General features: G+C 40.5%; 23 protein-coding genes, 1 pseudogene and 1 riboswitch. Of the genes and pseudogenes, 18 read left to right on the plus strand and 6 right to left on the minus strand.

The window, feature by feature from the left end:
* The first annotated feature begins 18 nt into the window (after positions 1-18).
* From sufB to IEX12_RS06245, 10 genes are all read left to right on the plus strand, one after another.
* Positions 19-1,419, plus strand: a complete 1,401-nt coding sequence (gene sufB, locus IEX12_RS06195) for a Fe-S cluster assembly protein SufB (protein WP_088053085.1) — start codon at positions 19-21, stop codon at positions 1,417-1,419.
* A gap of 575 nt (positions 1,420-1,994) precedes the next feature.
* Positions 1,995-2,996: a DUF3231 family protein gene (locus IEX12_RS06200; protein WP_188724796.1), complete on the plus strand. Its 1,002-nt coding sequence runs from the start codon at positions 1,995-1,997 to the stop codon at positions 2,994-2,996.
* 199 nt (positions 2,997-3,195) lie between these two features.
* On the plus strand, positions 3,196-4,008 hold the full coding sequence (locus IEX12_RS06205) for a sulfite exporter TauE/SafE family protein (RefSeq protein WP_088053087.1): 813 nt from the start codon (positions 3,196-3,198) through the stop codon (positions 4,006-4,008).
* 13 nt (positions 4,009-4,021) lie between these two features.
* The gene (locus tag IEX12_RS06210; protein ID WP_088053088.1) at positions 4,022-5,428 is read left to right on the plus strand and encodes a bifunctional metallophosphatase/5'-nucleotidase; all 1,407 of its coding nucleotides are present in this window, start codon (positions 4,022-4,024) and stop codon (positions 5,426-5,428) included.
* A 71-nt stretch (positions 5,429-5,499) separates the two neighbouring features.
* Positions 5,500-5,694, plus strand: a complete 195-nt coding sequence (locus IEX12_RS06215) for a hypothetical protein (protein ID WP_140392760.1) — start codon at positions 5,500-5,502, stop codon at positions 5,692-5,694.
* Positions 5,695-5,757: 63 nt separating this feature from the next.
* Positions 5,758-6,060, plus strand: a complete 303-nt coding sequence (locus IEX12_RS06220) for a YunC family protein (protein WP_088053089.1) — start codon at positions 5,758-5,760, stop codon at positions 6,058-6,060.
* A gap of 445 nt (positions 6,061-6,505) precedes the next feature.
* Positions 6,506-7,294 (plus strand): sporulation protein YunB, encoded by a 789-nt coding sequence (gene yunB / locus IEX12_RS06225; RefSeq protein ID WP_230856010.1) that lies wholly within the window; start codon positions 6,506-6,508, stop codon positions 7,292-7,294.
* Between the two features lie 44 nt (positions 7,295-7,338).
* Positions 7,339-7,515: riboswitch (Lysine riboswitch) on the plus strand.
* 154 nt (positions 7,516-7,669) lie between these two features.
* Complete coding sequence (locus tag IEX12_RS06235) at positions 7,670-9,220, plus strand: Na+/H+ antiporter NhaC family protein (protein ID WP_088053091.1); 1,551 nt, start codon at positions 7,670-7,672, stop codon at positions 9,218-9,220.
* 179 nt (positions 9,221-9,399) lie between these two features.
* Positions 9,400-10,929 (plus strand): sodium-dependent transporter, encoded by a 1,530-nt coding sequence (locus IEX12_RS06240; protein WP_188724797.1) that lies wholly within the window; start codon positions 9,400-9,402, stop codon positions 10,927-10,929.
* A complete protein-coding gene (locus IEX12_RS06245; RefSeq protein ID WP_088053093.1) occupies positions 10,929-11,042 on the plus strand; it encodes a methionine/alanine import family NSS transporter small subunit in 114 nt (37 codons plus the stop codon). Before IEX12_RS06240 ends, IEX12_RS06245 begins: the two co-directional genes overlap by 1 nt.
* A gap of 142 nt (positions 11,043-11,184) precedes the next feature.
* Here the strand turns inward: IEX12_RS06245 and IEX12_RS06250 are convergent, their stop codons facing one another.
* The gene (locus IEX12_RS06250; RefSeq protein WP_088053094.1) at positions 11,185-12,150 is read right to left on the minus strand and encodes a M23 family metallopeptidase; all 966 of its coding nucleotides are present in this window, start codon (positions 12,148-12,150) and stop codon (positions 11,185-11,187) included.
* A 110-nt stretch (positions 12,151-12,260) separates the two neighbouring features.
* Positions 12,261-12,686: pseudogene (locus tag IEX12_RS06255) on the minus strand (YhcN/YlaJ family sporulation lipoprotein); the annotation flags it as partial.
* Positions 12,687-12,987: 301 nt separating this feature from the next.
* On the opposite strand from IEX12_RS06255, the gene IEX12_RS06260 reads away from it, so the two are divergent.
* On the plus strand, positions 12,988-13,263 hold the full coding sequence (locus IEX12_RS06260; RefSeq protein ID WP_088053096.1) for a YutD family protein: 276 nt from the start codon (positions 12,988-12,990) through the stop codon (positions 13,261-13,263).
* 50 nt (positions 13,264-13,313) lie between these two features.
* On the opposite strand, the gene IEX12_RS06265 is transcribed toward IEX12_RS06260, so the two are convergent.
* Positions 13,314-13,598: a hypothetical protein gene (locus IEX12_RS06265; protein ID WP_088053097.1), complete on the minus strand. Its 285-nt coding sequence runs from the start codon at positions 13,596-13,598 to the stop codon at positions 13,314-13,316.
* A gap of 119 nt (positions 13,599-13,717) precedes the next feature.
* Positions 13,718-13,993 (minus strand): SAV0927 family protein, encoded by a 276-nt coding sequence (locus IEX12_RS06270; RefSeq protein ID WP_088053098.1) that lies wholly within the window; start codon positions 13,991-13,993, stop codon positions 13,718-13,720.
* 111 nt (positions 13,994-14,104) lie between these two features.
* Here IEX12_RS06270 and IEX12_RS06275 point away from each other — a divergent pair, with 111 nt between their 5' ends.
* A complete protein-coding gene (locus IEX12_RS06275; protein WP_088053099.1) occupies positions 14,105-14,542 on the plus strand; it encodes a DUF86 domain-containing protein in 438 nt (145 codons plus the stop codon).
* Between the two features lie 23 nt (positions 14,543-14,565).
* Positions 14,566-15,336: a 5' nucleotidase NucF gene (gene nucF / locus IEX12_RS06280; RefSeq protein ID WP_088053100.1), complete on the plus strand. Its 771-nt coding sequence runs from the start codon at positions 14,566-14,568 to the stop codon at positions 15,334-15,336.
* A gap of 33 nt (positions 15,337-15,369) precedes the next feature.
* On the opposite strand, the gene IEX12_RS06285 is transcribed toward nucF, so the two are convergent.
* The gene (locus tag IEX12_RS06285) at positions 15,370-15,882 is read right to left on the minus strand and encodes a phosphatidylglycerophosphatase A family protein (RefSeq protein ID WP_088053101.1); all 513 of its coding nucleotides are present in this window, start codon (positions 15,880-15,882) and stop codon (positions 15,370-15,372) included.
* Positions 15,883-15,981: 99 nt separating this feature from the next.
* Here IEX12_RS06285 and IEX12_RS06290 point away from each other — a divergent pair, with 99 nt between their 5' ends.
* Complete coding sequence (locus tag IEX12_RS06290) at positions 15,982-16,953, plus strand: YutH/CotS family kinase-like spore coat protein (RefSeq protein WP_102414998.1); 972 nt, start codon at positions 15,982-15,984, stop codon at positions 16,951-16,953.
* A 27-nt stretch (positions 16,954-16,980) separates the two neighbouring features.
* Positions 16,981-17,943 carry a 2-hydroxyacid dehydrogenase gene (locus IEX12_RS06295; protein WP_102414999.1) on the plus strand — a complete coding sequence of 321 codons (963 nt, stop codon included), beginning with the start codon at positions 16,981-16,983 and terminating at the stop codon, positions 17,941-17,943.
* Between the two features lie 46 nt (positions 17,944-17,989).
* Here the strand turns inward: IEX12_RS06295 and IEX12_RS06300 are convergent, their stop codons facing one another.
* Complete coding sequence (locus tag IEX12_RS06300; protein ID WP_088053104.1) at positions 17,990-18,214, minus strand: NifU family protein; 225 nt, start codon at positions 18,212-18,214, stop codon at positions 17,990-17,992.
* A 153-nt stretch (positions 18,215-18,367) separates the two neighbouring features.
* Here IEX12_RS06300 and IEX12_RS06305 point away from each other — a divergent pair, with 153 nt between their 5' ends.
* The 3 genes from IEX12_RS06305 (at position 18,368) to IEX12_RS06315 (ending at position 20,016) form a co-directional block, all read left to right on the plus strand.
* Positions 18,368-18,697 carry a YuzD family protein gene (locus IEX12_RS06305; RefSeq protein WP_102415000.1) on the plus strand — a complete coding sequence of 110 codons (330 nt, stop codon included), beginning with the start codon at positions 18,368-18,370 and terminating at the stop codon, positions 18,695-18,697.
* A gap of 14 nt (positions 18,698-18,711) precedes the next feature.
* Entirely contained in the window at positions 18,712-19,572 is an 861-nt protein-coding gene (gene dapF, locus IEX12_RS06310) for a diaminopimelate epimerase (protein ID WP_371871276.1), read from the plus strand.
* A gap of 87 nt (positions 19,573-19,659) precedes the next feature.
* Positions 19,660-20,016: a HesB/IscA family protein gene (locus tag IEX12_RS06315; RefSeq protein WP_102415002.1), complete on the plus strand. Its 357-nt coding sequence runs from the start codon at positions 19,660-19,662 to the stop codon at positions 20,014-20,016.
* Positions 20,017-20,115: the final 99 nt, after the last annotated feature.

Here is a 20,115-nt window from a genome sequence, read left to right on the forward strand (position 1 = left end):
TAAAAGGAGGTTTTTTTCATGGCTAAGAATATGCCAGAGATGGAAGAAGAGTACCAATATGGCTTTCGTGATAGAGACGTTTCAGTTTTCCGCTCTGGAAAAGGTCTGACACCTGAAGTGGTGAAGGAAATTTCCAGAATGAAGGAAGAACCGCAGTGGATGTTGGATTATCGTTTAAAAGCATTGGACCACTTTTATAAACGACCTATGCCACAATGGGGCGGCGATCTTTCAGAACTAGATTTTGATGAAATTGTTTACTATGTGAAGCCGTCCGAAAGACAAGGTAAAACGTGGGATGAAGTACCAGATGAAATCAAACAAACTTTTGATAAATTAGGTATACCGGAAGCAGAACAAAAATATTTAGCTGGTGTATCAGCACAATATGAGTCCGAAGTTGTTTATCATAGTCTAAAGGAAGATTTGGAAAAAATGGGTATTGTGTTTAAAGATACCGACACAGCCCTGAAGGAAAACGAAGAATTATTCAAACAGTACTTTGGTAAAGTGATTCCAGCTACAGACAACAAATTTGCCGCACTAAATTCAGCGGTATGGTCTGGCGGATCATTCATTTATGTGCCAAAAGGCGTGAAAGCAACGACACCATTACAGGCATATTTCCGGATTAACTCGGAAAATATGGGACAGTTTGAGCGGACACTGATCATTGTTGATGAGGGTGCATCTGTTCATTACGTGGAAGGTTGTACAGCTCCAGTTTATACAACGAATTCACTGCACAGTGCGGTTGTAGAGATCTTTGTTAAAAAAGATGCCTACTGCCGTTATACAACGATCCAAAACTGGGCAAATAACGTATATAATCTAGTAACAAAACGGGCAACGTGTGATGCTAATGCAACAATGGAATGGATTGACGGAAACATCGGATCGAAGCTGACGATGAAATATCCTGCCGTTCTATTAAAAGGGGAAGGTGCCCGTGGTAACACACTTTCGATTGCCCTTGCCGGCCGCGGTCAATGTCAGGATGCTGGTGCAAAAATGCATCATTTAGCACCAAATACGTCATCGACGATCGTTTCCAAATCGATCTCGAAACATGGTGGTAAAGTTAACTATCGCGGACTTGTTCACTTTGGCCGCAAAGCAGAAAATGCACGTGCCAACGTTGAGTGTGACACTTTAATCATGGATAACGAATCCACTTCCGATACCATTCCGTATAATGAAGTATATAATAACAATATTTCATTGGAGCATGAAGCGAAAGTATCAAAAGTGTCTGAAGAACAGCTATTCTATCTGATGAGTAGAGGTCTTAGCGAGGAAGAAGCAACTGAAATGATTGTAATGGGCTTTATCGAGCCATTTACAAAAGAACTGCCAATGGAATATGCTGTTGAAATGAACCGACTTATAAAAATGGAAATGGAAGGTAGTATTGGATAACCTTTGCCTCCAACGTTTTAAAAAAAAGTCCGTGGGTGGATTGCACCCACGGATAACCATATATTTGTTTTAATCCTGGATACTGCTGAATACAAGCTAATCGCGTCGACCTCATTTTTTTCTGTGACGTGAAGGTATATGTCAGCAGTTATTTTTATGTTTGCGTGCCTCATTGATTCGATACATATTTTATATTTGCTCCAGGCTCTAATAAATGTACTGCATGAATGACCTTGTGCATGTGGGAATAATACTGTGGCATACTCCTATAAAATATATTCTCCCACCACATTAGTTCATGGCCACCTCCAAATATTCCCGCCTAAATTTATACTTCTCGGATGCTTAATAGGTCCAATGTGGCTGCCGATGTTATTCTTGCCGGTTGGTTTAGGTATCGGGCAATCATAAGATGGATATTGCTGAAAATATATTTAACAAAAACAATCTAAATAAGCCGCCCCATTTATGGATATGTCAATCATTTAATTCCCTGAAAATGGTTTAATAAAGCAAATAATATAAGGAATACTAAAAGCCTAATAACTTTAAAAACATACAAGGAGGAATATTTCATGCCGGAGAAACCCGGGCTTACTTCTTCAGAACTTGGTACATTATGGCTTACTTACCAACAGAAAACAATGATTTTAAGGGTGTTAGAATATTTCATAGAAAAAGCTGATGACGAAAAAGCAAAAAATATAATGATTAGCTTATACGATGAAATTGACCCGTATGTAGAGAAAATAATGGTTATTTTCCAAAATGAGGGAGCTGTAATACCAGTCGGATTTACTTCCGAGGATGTCAACAAAGGTACCCCTAAACTATACGACAATGGTTTTGATATCATGTTCGTTCGCTTGATAAAGGAAATTAGCATGGCCCTGCATACACTAAATATAACCATGGCATCACGCGAGGATATTGTGATGATTTTTAAAGATCTCACTGCTATTACTCAAAAATATTACAATGCTTGTACACAATATTTGATTGAAAAAGGTATGCATGCTCGGCCTCCTTATGTCTCAATGCCTCAAAAGGTTGAGTTTATTTCAGATACCTCATATTTAAGAGGAGGACTTAATCCACTAACTAGAAAGCGAACAATGAATACAGTAGAAGTTGCAAATATGTTCCACGCGATTGAAACAAATGTTACTGGGTTACAAATGATTACTGGGTTTGCTCAATGTGCTAATACACCTAAAGTAAAAAAATATTTTACTAAAGGAGGCGAAATTGCCAAAAGCATAATCAAGGAACTTAACGAAGTCTTTCTCGAAGATGGTGTACAAGCACCTGCTGTATCGGGTGGCAATCCCACACGTTCAACAGTGGCTCCGTTCTCTGATAAATTGATGATGTATTGTACAAGCCTCTTTTGCAGCTTTGCAATAGGGGGAAACTCTTTGGGCACTGCCTTTAGTTTGCGGAATGATTTAGCGACCAAAACTATTGCTTTCATGAAAGATGTCTTCGAATATGCCCATGAGGGGGCGAAAATTATGATTAGGAACGGATGGATGGAACAACAGCCTCCTATTGAAGAGCGAGAAAAACTTATATAATATCTAGGCTCATTACCAAAATCTATGGTTGATGTAATCGGGCAACCCTTTGCATGTAAGCCCTGTTACATTCGATTCTTGCGATCAAATAGTCCCTGAAAAATTGCCCCAATGTATTTAAATAGGATTCTCACCAAATCAATGCTACTATTAAGGTAGACATACATAGATTCAGACATAGAGATAGAAGGGATTTTATTTGGTTTACATAATTTGCGTGTTTATTGGTTTGCTAACCGCATTTGTTGGAAGCTTAATTGGGTTGGGTGGCGGGGTCATTTTAATTCCATGCCTGTTATTTTTGTATCATTATACAGAAGGTTTTGCTTGGGCAACGCCGCAAACGATTGTTGGGATTTCCTTAATGGTGATGGTTGTTACGGCATTAGCTTCATCTATATCCTATTTTAAAAAAGGTCGTATCGATTATAAAACGGGCCTTTTATTTTTGGTTGGCAGCATTCCAGGTGGCATCGTTGGATCGTGGTTAAACCAATACATTGGTGCAGATAACTTCTCATTCTATTTTGGGTTATTAATGGTCGTATTGTCGTTACTGTTTCTGGTAAAACGAAAGCCGAAGTCTCCTGATAACCTGAGAAAGCATGTCCGTACATTTTGGGTGGACGGGCATGTTTATCATTATTCCGTTTCATTTTGGGCAGCATTTGTTTTATCCTTAATCGTCGGTATTTTGTCAGGGTTATTTGGCATTGGCGGGGGATCCATTATGGTTCCGGCCATGATCCTTTTGTTCGGTATTCCCGCCCATATTGCGACGGCGACATCCATGTTTATGATTTTCTTTATTAGTATCATTACAGTAAGTTCGCATATTTATTTGGGACATATTGCCTGGGATTATGTTTTTTACTTTATTCCAGGTGCGTGGATCGGCGGGGTTATTGGGGCTAAAACCAATCAGCTTCTTAAGGGAAATACACTGGAGTGGATATTGCGGATTTTACTTGTTATGATTGGAATTCGATTAATTGTTGAAGGTTTAACATGAGGAGTTTGAAGCCATGCAGGAGAAATTATGTCTTTATTATACAAACGATTTGCATAGTAACTTTTCCCAGTGGCCAAGGGTGGCCGGGTATTTAAAAGAGGCCAAAGCAAGTAAAGCACGTGAACAAGCATCATGCTTGCTGATGGATGTTGGGGATCACGTTGACCGGGTTCACCCGATTGCGGAAGCGTTTATGGGGAAGGCGAATGTACAACTGATGAACGATGTTGGCTATGATGTTGTGACACTCGGGAATAATGAGGGGATTACACTTGGGCATGAGGATCTTTATCACCTCTATGATGACGCGGATTTTCAGGTGGTTTGCGCCAATTTGCATGATATGGCAGAGAAAGAACCGGATTGGCTGAAGCCTGTAGTATATTTCCGGTCGGTAAACGGAGTGCGTATTGGTGTGATAGGGCTAACCGCCCCCTTTAACAACTACTATGAATTGCTGCAATGGCATGTTTCCAATCCGTTTAAGGCATTAGAAAAATATATTAAATCAGTCAAGGAAGCTGCTGATATCGTTATTTTATTATCACATTTAGGAATCAGTGAAGATCAGGCGATTGCAAGAAGGTTTTCGGAAATTGATGTAATCATTGGCGGACATACCCACCATTTATTGCGGACAGGGGAAAATGTCAATAACACGATTATTACTGCTGCAGGGAAACATTGTACTTTTGTCGGTGAGGTTATTCTGACATGGGATCACCAGGCAAAAAAGCTTGTTCATAAAGAGGCATATACAACCGATATTACCCACTTAGCGAAGGATTCGGAAACGGAAAAAATGCTGCAGCAACTTTATAAAAAGGCGAATAATCTATTAGGTCAAACTGTTGTTCATTTGCATCAGACAATCGAAGTTAAGTGGTTCCAGGAAACGGCGATTATGCGGAAACTGACCGACACAATGAAAATGTGGACAAAAGCAGATTGTGCCATGTTAAATTCCGGGTTACTGCTTGATGAGCTTTCCAAAGGGGATGTTACCTATAAAGACATTCACCGGATATGTCCACATCCGATTAATCCTTGTGTTGTGGAATTAACCGGAGATGAATTAACAGAAGTTGTCCGGGCATCGTTTACGAAGGATTTAATGGAGCTTAAGTTGAAGGGCTTCGGGTTTCGCGGAGAAGTAATTGGCCGTATGGTATTTTCCGGATTGGCGATTGCTACAACAGTCCTGACGGATGGGCGTGAGTCGGTAAAAAATGTATTCTTTCAAGGTGAACCGCTTGATCCGGATCGCATTTATTCAGTTGCTGTGGCCGATACATTTACATTTGGACGGTTACTCCCGGAAATAGCAAAATCCGAAACTAAACAATACTTTTTACCAGAATTCCTCCGCGATCTACTAGCCTATACATTGAGGAATGATTTTGATGGGAAAGCGGATTAGAATAGAGACACGAGCGGGGGCCCATCAGAATTGATCGAGGATTAGGCAAAATTGATCGAGCACAGGTAAAATTGATCGAGCCGGATGAAAAATCGACCGAGCAACGGGCGAAATCGATCGAGCGGTATAGAAAGTCGATCGAATTACGTGCGAAATCGATCGAGTGGGGGAAAGTCGATCGGGCAACAGCCAAAAGTCAATTGAGCAGTGTAGAAGGTCGATCGAGCAGCATGACAACAATCAATCACAATAAGAACCCCAAGTGACATTGTCCAAGCTCCTTGAATACATATGGTAGTGTAGGTCAAGGAGGAGGCATGAGCACGAGAATGATTACGGTGAATCCGCTCGAGGTTGACGGAATGTTCTTTACTGCTATTACGGTGGAACTTCCAAAAACAAATTTATTGATGATTACAAATGAAATTGGTTACATCATGTGTGGAGCTTTGGATGTGGATGTGCTGAATGAGGTACTAGCAGATCGTAACGTTATTGCGGGTCGCGCGGTTGGTGTTAAAACAATTGATGATTTGCTGCATGCACCACTCGAAAAAATTACTGATGCATCCAAGGCGTATGGCTGGGAACCTGGCATAATCGGGAGAGATGCATTATTAAACATATCGTAAAATGTCTTCCAGAGGGGAGGCATTTTTTAAACCCAAGAATTTAACATGTGGTAAGGGTCAACTTATGAGCATTAAACATCGGATCGAGCGCTAGGCATCAAATCCAAGGGTACGAACATCAAACCGAGTGAAGAAACTTTGCCCAAGCTAAACGCTGTGAACTGCTACCTGAAAATAGAGGCAACACGTTTGGAAAATTGCCCTCTTACATGGAAGATGCTGAAATTTCATGAAAAGTTGCTGAAGTTCGACAAAAAGTTCCTGAACCAAACCCGAAGGTTGCTAAACATACTGGAATACCGATGAACATAATCCCGCAAGAACCGTATGAAGTGGACTTTACGTCTGCTGTCAATATTACAGATTCAGCTTGTCAAAAATAATATAAAATGCCAAGTCTAACCCCCCTAAAACAAGCATAGATTGTTTTAGGGGGGTTTTCATATTGCTGCGACGACAACCATTTTTTCGAAAAAAACGAACACCACCTCCAGTGAAAAATATTGTGGTCATTACGATGATTTTATTCCTGTTGATGATCTGGTTTGCTATTTTTATTGTGAATAAAGGTATAGAACCGGCGTTAATGGATATTGCAAAATCAAAATCAAATGAATTTGCCACTCGTGGGATAAACGCGGCAGTTAGGTTTGCGGAGGGCTACGATTTTGAAGATGTATCTGAATTTACCAGGAACAATGAAGGGGAGATTACCTCCTGGAAAATTAATACTGCAGCTGTTAATGAAATAAATCGGTATGCTACAGACCGGGTGGAGGAATTTTTTCAATGGATGAATACTGGGGAAGTACCCGAGGATTCGAGCTTGGAGTTGGAGTATGGCAATACGATTGAAGAAATGCGTAAAGAAGATCCCACACTAGTGGAAATCCCGCTTGGCATGGTAACGGGGAATACGGTACTGGCCAATTTGGGTCCAAAAGTTCCTGTAAATATGGAGCTTATTGGAAATGTAAAAACCGATGTTGTTCATAAAGCGGAGGCGTTTGGGATAAATAGTGCGATGGTTAAAGTATTTATTCATGTAGAAGCGGAAGTCCGAGTTGTTATTCCATTTTCAACTGATGTAAGGGAAGTAAGTACGGATGTATATGTAGACTCTGGAGTAGTTAATCTGGGTGTTCCGGAGTTTTACGGTGAAGGTGGGAATAATGGTCCATCAATAGCTGTCCCTAAAGATGACCTTAACAAGGACTTGAAAGATAACGAATAATCCAGTATAATTTAATTATAATTAAATCATGAACCTTATCAGATCGGTGAGGTAGAGGTGCAAATGATAGGAGTAGCCAATCGGAGAATGACAACGATGATGATTGGCAAAAGGATTGTTTGCCGAAGTGTAATAAGGGTCAAGCTTATTATAGCTGGTATGTCTTTGAATAAGGGATGTACTGTCATGCATTGGACGCTGCATGGAGAACTACTGATCGAAATGGAGGATAACGTATACTTATAAACAATGGTAGGTTATTTTCTATCGTTGTTTTTTTGTGTTTTTGGCGGGATTAGTTCCATCACTAACAGTCTCCTCTTATTTTGCAGTCTTCTTCATGCACTTGATTAGAAAATAATGGAGGTAGACATGATGGAAGGAACAATTTATTCATTAATCCCAGCAGTACTCATGCTTGTATTAGTGTTGCTTACGAGAAAAGTTCTGCTTTCATTAGGAGCGGGAATTATTGTTGGGGCATTATTTATTCATGATTTTAATATTTTAGGATCATTAAACGAAATCTGGGAAACATTTTATACGATTTTTGTTAGCAATGGGAGGTTAAATACCGGAAATATACTGTTATTAAGTTTCTTATTATTTCTAGGTATTATGACGGCATTTATTACGGCATCAGGTGGCAGCCGGGAATTTGGAGACTGGATGATGAAGCGGGTCAAGACAAGAGTCGGAGCCCAGGTGATGACGGCAATTCTTGGAATTATTATTTTTATTGATGATTATTTTAATGCCTTAGCTGTTGGACAAATCGCCAGGCCGCTGACGGATAGGCATCGTGTCTCACGGGCAAAATTAGCCTACTTTATCGATTCAACATCCGCTCCCGTGACCGTGATTTCCCCAATATCCAGTTGGGGCGCATACATCATCGGTTTGCTGGGAAGTTTATTTGCGGCAAATGGGATCACAGATATCCAGCCGCTAGAAGCTTTTATAAAAATGATTCCGTATAATTTTTACGCAATCGGCGCATTGCTGCTCGTATTTCTTGTCGCTTGTATGAAAATTGACTTCGGGCCGATGTTGAAACATGAAAATCGCGCAATCGAAACGGGTGAAGTAGTAAATTCTAACGAAAAAGTACCAGGAGATTTGCAGGAAACGTTTAAACCCCATGAAAATGGCAAGGTGTATCACTTGATTGTACCCATCCTGGTGCTTGTTGTGGCAACGGTAACGGCGATGATTGTTACTGGATATCAAGATGGTGGAGATGCCAGTCTCCTGACGATTTTCGCAAATACAAATGTAAATGTATCACTTTTTACTGGTGGCCTGTTAGCGGTTTTGACTGCATTTATTTTTCATTTAAGCCAACGAAAGCCTAAAGCAAATGTCGGAAACATTATTTGGGAAGGAATCAAGGCAATGCTTCCGGCTATCTATATATTGCTACTGGCATGGATGATTGGTTCCATCATTAGCACATTGGAAACGGGAGACTATTTGGCACGATTAGTTAACGATGCATCCATCAATCCGGCATTGTTACCATTTCTATTTTTCATTATTGCCGGTTTTATGGCATTGGCTACCGGTACCTCCTGGGGAACGTTCGGCATTATGCTGCCAATTGCTGCAGAGGTCACCGTTTTAACAGACGTGAATATGCTGCTTCCAACGCTTGCCGCAGTACTTGCAGGATCTGTGTTTGGCGATCACTGCTCACCAATTTCGGATACAACGATTTTATCCTCAACTGGTGCAGGTGTAAATCACATTGATCATGTTTTAACCCAATTGCCTTATGCGCTGCTGGTTGCTTTGGCCTCATGTGTAGGTTACTTAGTAATTGGATGGACGAATCAAATGGCACTAGCATTATGTGCTGCGCTTATTGTCCTGATTATCATTGGTTCCTTGATTCACTTTTTGGCAAAGACAAGGGTGAAAAACTAGGAAATTCCCCTATACACGATGTGTGTGGGGGAATTTTTATTCCTGTAAAATGATTTACTTTGACATAGTCAAAAAGTACCGGTATAATACAAGCATAAATATCAGAAAAAAGTAAAGATTTTTATTTCCTGTAATACATTTAAAATAGGGAAAGAAATCAGGTAAGAGGAGGTCAAAAAATGGAAAATCGTTCACAGTGGGGAACACGAGCAGGTTTTATCATGGCTGCTGTAGGGTCTGCAATCGGACTCGGGAATATTTGGCGTTTTCCATCGGTAGCGTATGAAAATGGTGGTGGAGCATTCTTTATCCCATATTTATTCGCACTGTTAACAGCAGGAATTCCGATATTAATCATGGAATTCACAATGGGGCATAAATATCGGGGGTCAGCGCCATTAACGTACAGTAAAATGAATAAAAAGTCGGAATTTATTGGCTGGTGGGCAGTAGCAGTTGCTTTTGTCATATCTACGTATTATTCCGTTATTATTGCTTGGGCAATATCCTTTTCGGTCTTTTCATTCAAGCTGAGCTGGGGAACCGACACAGAATCATTTCTGTTTAACGACTATCTGCATTTGGCAGACCCTGGACAGATTGGCGGTTTAGTACCAGGTGTATTGATTCCGTTGATTATTGTTTGGATACTTGTACTCGGAATTTTATTTAAAGGCGTTAAAAAAGGTATCGAAATTGCGAACCGAATATTTATTCCGGCATTGGTTATCATTTTCTTAATCATCGTTATTCGAGCAATTACATTACCTGGAGCAATTGACGGGTTAAATGCATTTTTTGAACCTGACTTTTCAAAAATTGCTGAGCCAGGAGTTTGGGTGGCTGCATATGGGCAAATATTCTTTAGCTTGTCAATTGCATTTGCGATCATGATTACGTACTCCAGTTATTTGCCGAAGAAATCGGATATTACGAACAATGCATTTATTACTGGCTTCGGTAACTCAAGCTTTGAATTGCTGGCAGGGATTGGCGTATTCTCCGTACTTGGATTTATGGCTGCCCAGCAAGGTGTTTCTGTAGATGAAGTTGTAGCTGGTGGTGTCGGATTAGCATTTGTTGTGTTTCCACAAATCATTAATCAGTTCCCGGCATTGAACGAATTGTTTGGCGTTTTATTCTTCCTTTCATTGGTACTCGCGGGATTAACCTCGTTAATGTCGATTACCGAGACATATGTCGCAGGACTGGTTGATAAATTTAAAATCTCCAGAGGGAAGGCAGTATTGTTTGGCGGTGGATTAGCTGCAATCATTTCCTTGCTATTTGCAACAAGAGGCGGTCTTAACTTCCTCGATGCAACCGACTACTTTATTAATCAATTCGGTGTCGCTTTACTTGGATTAGTCGAGGTTATCTTTGTTGCTTGGGGATTGCGTAAGCTTGGTGAATTTAAAGCACATGCGAATGAAATTTCTGATATTCGACTAGGTTCATGGTGGACGATTAGCTTAGGTTTCATCACACCACTTGTACTCGGGTACATGATGTACGGGTTATTAAGGGATAATCTGACAAGAGCTTTTGATACACCTACCGGCAACTATGAAGGCTATCCTGATTCCTTTATTGTGTACAGTGGTTGGTTTGTTGCGATAGCAGCTCTTGTTGTTGGTGTGATCATGTCACTGAGCAAATGGAAAACAGTGCAAGGAGAAGAAGAATCTAGAGCTAAGGAGGCAAAATAATGAGTACTGGAGCTATCGTTGTTGCGATCCTTGGTATTGTTATTATCTGGGGTGGTTTGGCAGCAAGTATTGCAAATGCAGTGAAGAAGTCGAAGCAATCAAACTCAAATTAAACATACGAGCGTCGTTATCTTTTGATAACGACGCTCGTTTCACATTTCAGCGTCTGGATCAAGCAAGCGGGGCGAAAATATCAACCCCAGAGCTGGACAATTAACCCGAGCGCGAGGATAAGCTTTTCTTTACAACAACTACCTATTTCTGTCTGGCCATTCGTTCCCATTTTCGTAAATATGGATATGGGTCAAAGGACCATTCACTATAGCCATTATCTTTATACATTCCATAATGCAGGTGTGGCGGGAATTTTCCCGATGTTCCTGGAGGGCCGTATCCAGTTGAACCGACACTGCCAAGCACATCACCAGGCTTGACCACCTGACCAACTTTAATCTTATCGTCATAGCCGCTTAAATGTCCGTAATAATGATAAATGTTATTAATATCCCGGATTCCAAGCCGCCAGCCGCCATATAAGTTCCAGCCTTTCATTTCGATAACCCCATAGGTTGTTGATTTTACCGGGGTGCCGTAGCCTGCGAAAATATCTGTTCCTTCATGGATACGTACGCCGCCAAAACCGCGTCTATCCCCCCATGTGCTCCGGTAACTGTAATTATACTTAATGGATACCGGAAAGTCCCGATCCTTCAGATTTAATTTTTGAAACTGTTGGAACACCTTGGCAGTACTCATAATGGTTTGTACGGTCAGATCACGTTTGTAGTAATGCCACAGTCCGATTTTTATATCATCTTTTGTTGGTCCGTAGCTTAAGAGCCAGTTAGCCATTGTGAATAAAGCATCCTCTGGGTTACCGGGGTCAGCTTTTTTATCTCCGTTTCCATCCTTGCCAATACCACTGAAAAAGGCAATTACGTCCTGATCTGTAATCATAGCACTGTTTCCGAGTCCATACCACAGCTCGTCAGGAAAAGATATGGAAATTACTTTTTCATTAGATGTGTCTTTTTCCGTATTCCGTTCATATTGGTCAATAGCAGCAATGTAATACCACGGGATTTGCGTTACGGCTTCCGTTTTTTTATATAGAGACATTCGCTTTTTATAAATGGAATCGTCCGCAGATGTTTGTTCAGCCCCCAGTATAAAGGAAAGGAACAGGAAAAAAAGGAACATATAAGTACGTTTGTTGAACATCTTATGTCACCTCAAATTTTTATATAGGCAAAGAGGGCGGTCTTTTTTTGCCGCCCCCTTTGTGGAGGATCGGAAAGTTTGGGATATTCATGTCAACCTGAAATTTAATCTTATTTTTGCTTGTTGTCATCTCTTCCTTGCGGGGATTTGTTCATCTCATTAATAATCTGTTCTATTGTGTTGTCATAATTTTTATTTGTCGCACTTGAATTATGCAGACTTTGGATATCGTTCATCAATGTTCCGTTGTCGGAAACGTAAACGTCAAAAAATCCAGGCATCGTTGATTTAGCTGTTTTACTGGCAATATCCGCTGCAGTCCTGTCATCCAGGTTATCGTTTTTTTGGTAGGCAATCAGCACTTCTTCGTCGGTAACAAGTGTAGCAACCTCATCAAATCCCTCATTACGCAAAATCAGCCGTGTAATCATGTCAGCCATTCTGGTACGGTCGATTCGAACGGAATGATTACGCTCCGTATCACTATTTAATTGATCCTTATCGTAGCGAACATAACCAAGTTTATTATCCGTCTCCTGGTCTGTTGGTGTATGTTCTCATGTTGGATCCAATTCATCGGATATTTGCTCTTGTTCACTTGTTGCATTGTTTCCCCCATTACATCCAGCAACAATTGCCAAGCTTAAGACAGATGATAGAAAAACCTTCCATTTCATCGATTGACCTCCTAAAGGCAAGATGATATTCCCCTCACCTGTTAGTTTGCAGTGCTCCTAAAAAATCATACGGATAATATAAAAGGTTAAGCTTTGTAATTTCTGGTTACCGTTCGAATAAGTGTGATAAACTATAACCAAGGTAAGTGGGGTGAAAGAGTTGATTGAAATTCAAGGAAAATATTATGAAATTATTGAAAACATTAAAAATGCTTTTAAGGAAACAGCACTGCATGACCGGTATTCGGATATATTATCGAAATATGACTATATTGTGGGCGACTGGGGTTATGATCAGCTTAGATTAAAAGGGTTTTATGCTGATCACAATGCAAAGGCATCGTTTGATACAAAAATTAGTGCGCTTGATGATTATTTGTATGAATATTGTAATTTTGGCTGTGCTTATTTTGTTTTAAAAAAGATCGATAAGTAGGAGGGCAGTCCCCCGCTATTTTAATGAATTAACGTACCGGGGGACAGTTCCTATTCTTCCTGTTGCGGGTGGACATCGTCAGGCTCGTCGTGGATCGGGTGGGCGCCAGGAGTTTGTCGTGGCAAATCTTCATGTAGCTCCCGGTAAGGAAATACAAAAGCGCTGTCACGACGCTGATGGTCAGTCCAAGGGGTTGACTTGCTTGAAGTAATAGGCTTATCTTCGTTGATTGGTGAGCCAACTGGACCCTCCGGAAATTCTTCCGGGATTAAAAAATTTTCTCTCCGGTTCACGTTGGAAAAATCCGAGTAATGCTTTTTATCCTTTTTTCCCATTTCATACACCCTTTCTTATAAGCAAGCCTCTAAATAGTTTTTGCAAAAAGAAAGGTTATATCATGCCAATTGCTGGTATTAATTAGCCAAGCTTCTGTCCGGGCAGTATATTCAGGTTGTTAAGCTTGAAATATTTCGCCCAAAAAGGTGCGTATCTCATCTGCTTCTATTTCCGTAACCTGAAATACGTGTTCCATTCTTCCTTTTTCCGCAATATCTTCCGGTCCCAATATGGCAAAGTGGTTCTTGCGCAAATCAATTACAATCTTTTTTTGCGGATCTTCTTTATCTTTGATAAATGCAAAATCATACCGGTGAAATTTGCCCATAAAACTGACATACCGAACTTCTTTTGTCACCGTTTCATCTTTTAAATAATCAAATGTTCTGCGCATGTAATTCTCCTCACTCAATAATGATATTTGTTTCACTATACCACGTTTTGCTTAATGGATCATTTTTAATGTGGTATAGTAAAACTACTTGGACAGCTGGGGGTAAAGGAAATGTATTTTGTTGATCGTGAAAAAATTGAACAAACACTTGCATATATGGACTTTTTGCTTCAAGAAGCAGAAGGGTTATATGTTAATTCGGTTATGGAAAAGCTTGGTTTGGAACGAATTACACAAATGGTTGCAGAAGCTATTCTTGACGTTGGCAACATGATGATTGACGGTTTTATTATGCGGGACCCAGGCGGATTTGACGATATAATTGATATTTTAATTGACGAGAAGGTCTTACCAAAAGAGGATGAAGCTGTTTACAAAGAAATGATTCAGCTGCGAAAAATGGTTGTAAAGGATTATTTAACGATTGATCATCAAAACTTAAGTACTACTATTTTGGATAACAAAGATGTGCTCGATCAATTTAGTACGCATGTACGCTATTACCTTGATAATGAGTTAGGTGTGGCAAATGCATTTTCGAATGAGTAATAAAGAAAAGAGGCGCCACTAACGTGAAAAAATACAGCGCATATTTAATTGATTTGGACGGAACAATGTATCGTGGCAATGAGCGTGTTGAAGCAGCTGCTGAATTTGTAGAAGCATTACATCGAAAAGGGATTCCGTATTTATTTTTAACGAATAATTCATCGAAAACCCAGGCACAAATAGCGGAAAAATTGTCCGGAATGGGGATAAGATCAACACAGGATAGTGTGTTTACCTCAAGTATGGCAACTGCCAAGTACATCAAGCAGCTTAAAAAGGATGCTCGCTGTTTTGTAATTGGCGAAGAAGGGTTAATTGATGCAATACAAAGCGAAGACTTGCTGATTACCGATGATGATGCAGATTTTGTTGTTGTCGGTATTGATCGTGACATTAATTATGAAAAACTGGCAGCGGCAACTTTAGCTGTTCGCAATGGGGCATCGTTTATTTCGACAAACAGTGATATTGCCATTCCGACTGAACGAGGACTTGTTCCGGGAAACGGCGCACTTACCGCGGTCATCACTGTCAGCACTGGTAAGGAGCCGATTTTTATCGGGAAACCGGAGAAGATTATTACGAATGAAGCATTAACGGCACTTGGTTTTGCAAAAGAACAGACATTAATGGTAGGAGATAATTATCATACAGACATCCTTGCCGGTATACGTGCTGGTATTGATACGTTAATGGTGTTTACTGGTGTGACACCATTTGAAGATTTTCCTAAAATGGAAAAGAAACCGACATATCATGTGCAAAATTTATCGGAGTGGATGGACTACATATGAAAGGGAGTGCTGTTTTAGGCACTCCCTTACTCACTAATCATCCAGCTGTTTCACATCAGCACTGCCGTGTGCAAGTCTGCTCGATGCAGCAGCGGCGATTGCCCCAACAATATCATCAAGGAATGTGTGACACTCACCGGTTGATTTATCATTTAACCGTTCAAGAATTCCTGGTTTTTGTTTATCAATGTAACCATAATTTGTGAACCCAATCGAACCATATACATTGACAATTGACAGGGCAATGATTTCATCGACACCATATAAGCTTTCGTCTGTTTCAATGGTTTGCTGGAGAGGATGATCCAATTTATTCTGCTCAGCAAGTTTATCAAGCTGAATTCCGGTGAGAATCGCATTTTGCACTTCTCTTTTCGTTAAGACGCGATCAACATTAAATCTACATTCTTCCATACTTAAATCATCATGGTACTTTACTTGTAAGTAATAAACAAGTTCAGCGATATCATCAAGGGTGACGCCTCTTTCCGTTAACCATTCCCTTGCTTTTAATTCCAATTCACTTTGTTTTGTATTTTTATCCATCATGATCACCTTTCATTTATATATTTCGAGATCCCAAGTAAAAAAGTGCTGCTGACCAACATAGACTATAATAAATAGGCTTTTACAGGAGGGATCTTTTTGCAGGACTTACTTGCTACATATTATGATATCCAAACGGAAGGGACCGTAATGCTGGATAACCGATATGGCAATAAAAATGGTGAATATATCTATTTTATCATTTCGGCAGACAACAAGGAAGCTATTCATATGGAACAAGCGGCACTTGCATATTATTTAGCAGAAAACAATTATCATCACACCGCGCTTCCGATTCAGACGAGGCATGGTGATTGGTTTCTGGAATATCAGGGGAAACACTATCTCGTTTTACAGGTGAACTTATTGGGAGAGCGTAATCCATCTTCTCCCGGCAGACAGCTGGCTGAATTTCACGAGCTCGGAGCAACGTATCGCTATGAACCACAGAAAATATCCAGTTATGGTCAATGGAAACAGCTATGGATTAATAAACTGACCGGATTTGAAAAAAAGTTGAGTCAGGAGGCAGAAGAACATCCTTGTGATTATTATCGACGGGTCAAGGATGCATTTCCCTATATCATCGGATTAAGTGAAAATGCAATTCAATACGTCCAGGAAACAGAACAGGAATATCGTTTTGACAATGCTGATCAAGGTACAATAGCCTTTAAACGTTATCAGGATAGTATAACGAAGCCCGTTATTTGGACCGATCGTTTAGTGTATGATCATCCGGTAAGAGACTTGGCGGAACATGTTCGCTATTTATTTTTACAGGATGGAAACAAAAAAAACGATCTGAATTTATTTCTCCATGACTACCAATCGATTCGACCATTATCAGTATTCAGCTGGAGACTATTGTATGCCAGATTAATTTTTCCTATCCATCTGTTTGACGTGTTGGAGAGGGGGTTTAACCAAGAGGATTCAGATCTGCTTGATCAGGAATTAACTCATTTATTAGCGAAACAAACCGTCTATGAAAAACGGCTGGGAGAGTTTTTTGACGATTTAGGAATTGATCATCAAGGTCTACAGATTCCTGTGTTACACTGGGTATAAGAAGGATTATACATGAGGTGAGGCATGATGACAAAAAGCAGTATTTATATCACAAGAAAACTTCCAGAAGAAGTGATTGAACCATACCGGAAATTATTCCATATTCGCATGTGGGAAAGGGAGGATGTACCGGTTCCAAGAGATTTGCTAATAAAGGAAGTAAAAGATGCAGATGGGCTATTTTGTCTGTTAACGGAGAAAATAGATCAGGAAGTGCTGGAGCATGCCTCCCATTTAAAAATTGTCGCCAACATGGCAGTTGGCTATGACAATATCGATGTGAAAGCTGCAGCAAAATTAGGCATTACTGTTACGAATACACCAGACGTGCTGACGGAAACAACAGCTGATTTGGCGTTCGCTTTGCTAATGACCACCGCAAGAAGAATGATGGAAGCAAGTGATTATATCAAAGCAGACCACTGGCAGTATTGGTCACCCCTTTTACTTGCTGGATCAGATATACATCATAAAACAATCGGGATTGTTGGAATGGGGCGGATTGGTACGGCGATTGCGAGACGTGCCAGCGGTTTTGGCATGGACATTTTGTATCATAACCGATCGCGGCATCCTCGTGCGGAAGAACAGCTGCATGCAGTATATGCTGATTTTGATACAATCCTTGGAAAATCCGATTTTGTCGTGTCGGTGATCCCGCTGACAAAGGAAACAGAGCGGATGTTTGATCAGCAGGCATTTGAAAAGATGAAGCAATCGGGGATTTTTATCAATGTGTCACGCGGTGGAGTAGTGGATGAATGCGCGCTTTATAAGGCATTGGTAAAAAAGGAAATACGTGCTGCCGGGCTGGATGTTTTCGAAAAGGAACCGATCAGAAAAGACCATCCGCTTTTGCAATTGGAGAATGTCGTTTGCCTCCCGCATATTGGATCGGCTAGTGTAGAAACACGTATGGAAATGGCTCGTTTATGCTTGGAAAATATCCGAAATGTATTAAATGGAGAGGAACCGATGACCCCGGTTTAAGAAGGAAAAAGGCAGACACTTAGGAAGTGTCTGCCATATTATCGATTTAGAATACCTGTTCAATCTCCGTTACACCTGGAACCTCGGCCATTAACGCACGCTCGATTCCGGCTTTCAAAGTGATGGTTGAGCTCGGGCAATTGCCACATGCTCCCATAAGACGAATAAGTACAATACCATCTTCATCAACATCAATTAACTCCACATCGCCGCCATCACGCAGTAAGAATGGACGTAATTTTTCCAGTACTTCGCGAACTTGTTCTCGCATTATCCATCTTCTCCTTTCTTGGTACTATTATAAGCTGAATAACGAAAAAAATCTATTGGGAATTTATATGCTTAGTAATCCAGATAGTATTATTTTATCTTTTATTAAAGTTTTTGTAAAATAAAAGTAACTACAATGGTGGAGGTTTTGCTAATGGGGAGGAAGAAGGTAACGATTACAATTTACGGGGCAGAGCAAATTTGTGCAAGCTGTGTAGGTGCACCAGGTTCAAAGGATACGTATGAGTGGCTCCAGGCAGCAATCGCCAGAAAATATAATGCTGATGTTGTAGAATATGAATATATTGATATAAACAAGCCACCAGAAGCAGGAAAGCATAAGCAATTTGCGAAACGTGTATTGGAGGAGGATATGTTTTTCCCAATCATTTTTGTCAATGATGAAATGGTTGCAGAGGGAATTCCCAGATTAAAAACAATTTATCAGGCTTTGGATCAACATGGTGTGAAACTTTTAGCATAAGGAAATGAGGACTATTGATGGAAATACCTTTTACAAAAATGCATGGGCTAGGCAATAATTATATTTATCTCGATTTATTTCGTTTTGAAATCAAGGAGGAGATGCTGCCTCGATTAGCAAGAGCGGTTTCTGATGTGCACACCGGGATCGGATCGGATGGGTTAATTTTAATTCAGCCGAGTGAAGTAGCTGATGTTGGCATGCGGATTTTTAACAAAGACGGTTCGGAAGGAAATACGTGCGGGAATGGCTTGCGTTGTGTGGCGAAGTACGTTTCAGAGAATAACATTGTTTCTTTTAGAAAGTTTTGGATTGAAACAAAAGCAAATGTTGTTGAGGCAGCGGTAGAACTGGATGAAAATGATGATATAAAAGAAATTACAATTAATATGGGTGAACCACGATTAAAGCGTGAGCAAATCCCGATGCTTGGGGGACCTGCAAGTAAGATTATTGCTGAACCATTTGCAGTTGACGGGCAGCAATTACAGGTAACAGCTATTTCTATGGGGAACCCACATGCTGTATTTTTTGTGGATTCGATTGAAGACGCACCGTTACACGAACTAGGGCCGGTTATTGAAAAAGATGCCCGTTTTCCCGAAGGCGTTAACGTCGAGTTTGTCGAAATACTATCTGACCGTGAAATGAATTTTCGTGTCTGGGAACGCGGATCGGGCGTAACAGAGGCGTGCGGTACTGGGGCATGTGCGGCAGTGGTAGCAGCAATTTTGAATGGTTTTATGAAAAAGGGCGAACGAATATGTGTCCACTTAAGTGGTGGAGATTTGTTTATACATTGGGATAAACAAGGCCAGGTTTGGATGACAGGCGGAGCAGAAGTCATTGCCACGGGTGTGTTTTACTTGAGTTAAATCGTTTGAATCAGGATAGAACTGTTAGTATACTAAAGAGTAACAGATCGTTGGTGGGCCATCGGAAAATGAAAAGGAGGACATGAAATGGTTATTACATTGACAGAGAACGCTGCTGGTCAAGTAAAGGAAATGATGAAAGACGAAGAAGAAAATGTTCGCCTCAGGTTTGGTATCAAGGGTGGCGGCTGCAGTGGATTATCCTATTCTTTAGGTTTCGATTATGATGTAAATGAAGAACTGGATATGGTTGACGAAATTAACGGCATTCCCGTTGTCATATTTAAACAGGATATTCCGATTATAGAAGGTACGACAATTGACTTTAAAGAAAATATGATGGGCGGCGGGTTTGCGATCGATAATCCGAATGCTATCGTATCATGTGGCTGTGGTTCATCGTTCAAAGCGAAAAATCGCGAAGGTACACCAGAGAAATGCTAATGATTGGCCAGGGCGCTTTTGTGGCGTCCTGGCTTTTGCTTGGATTTGGGGTTGAGCCTGAACTTGACCGATTTACTGTCCGAAAAGGGTCAAATACTA

The organism is Lentibacillus populi (genome assembly GCA_014642895.1).
Taxonomy (GTDB): domain Bacteria; phylum Bacillota; class Bacilli; order Bacillales; family Amphibacillaceae; genus Lentibacillus_C; species Lentibacillus_C populi.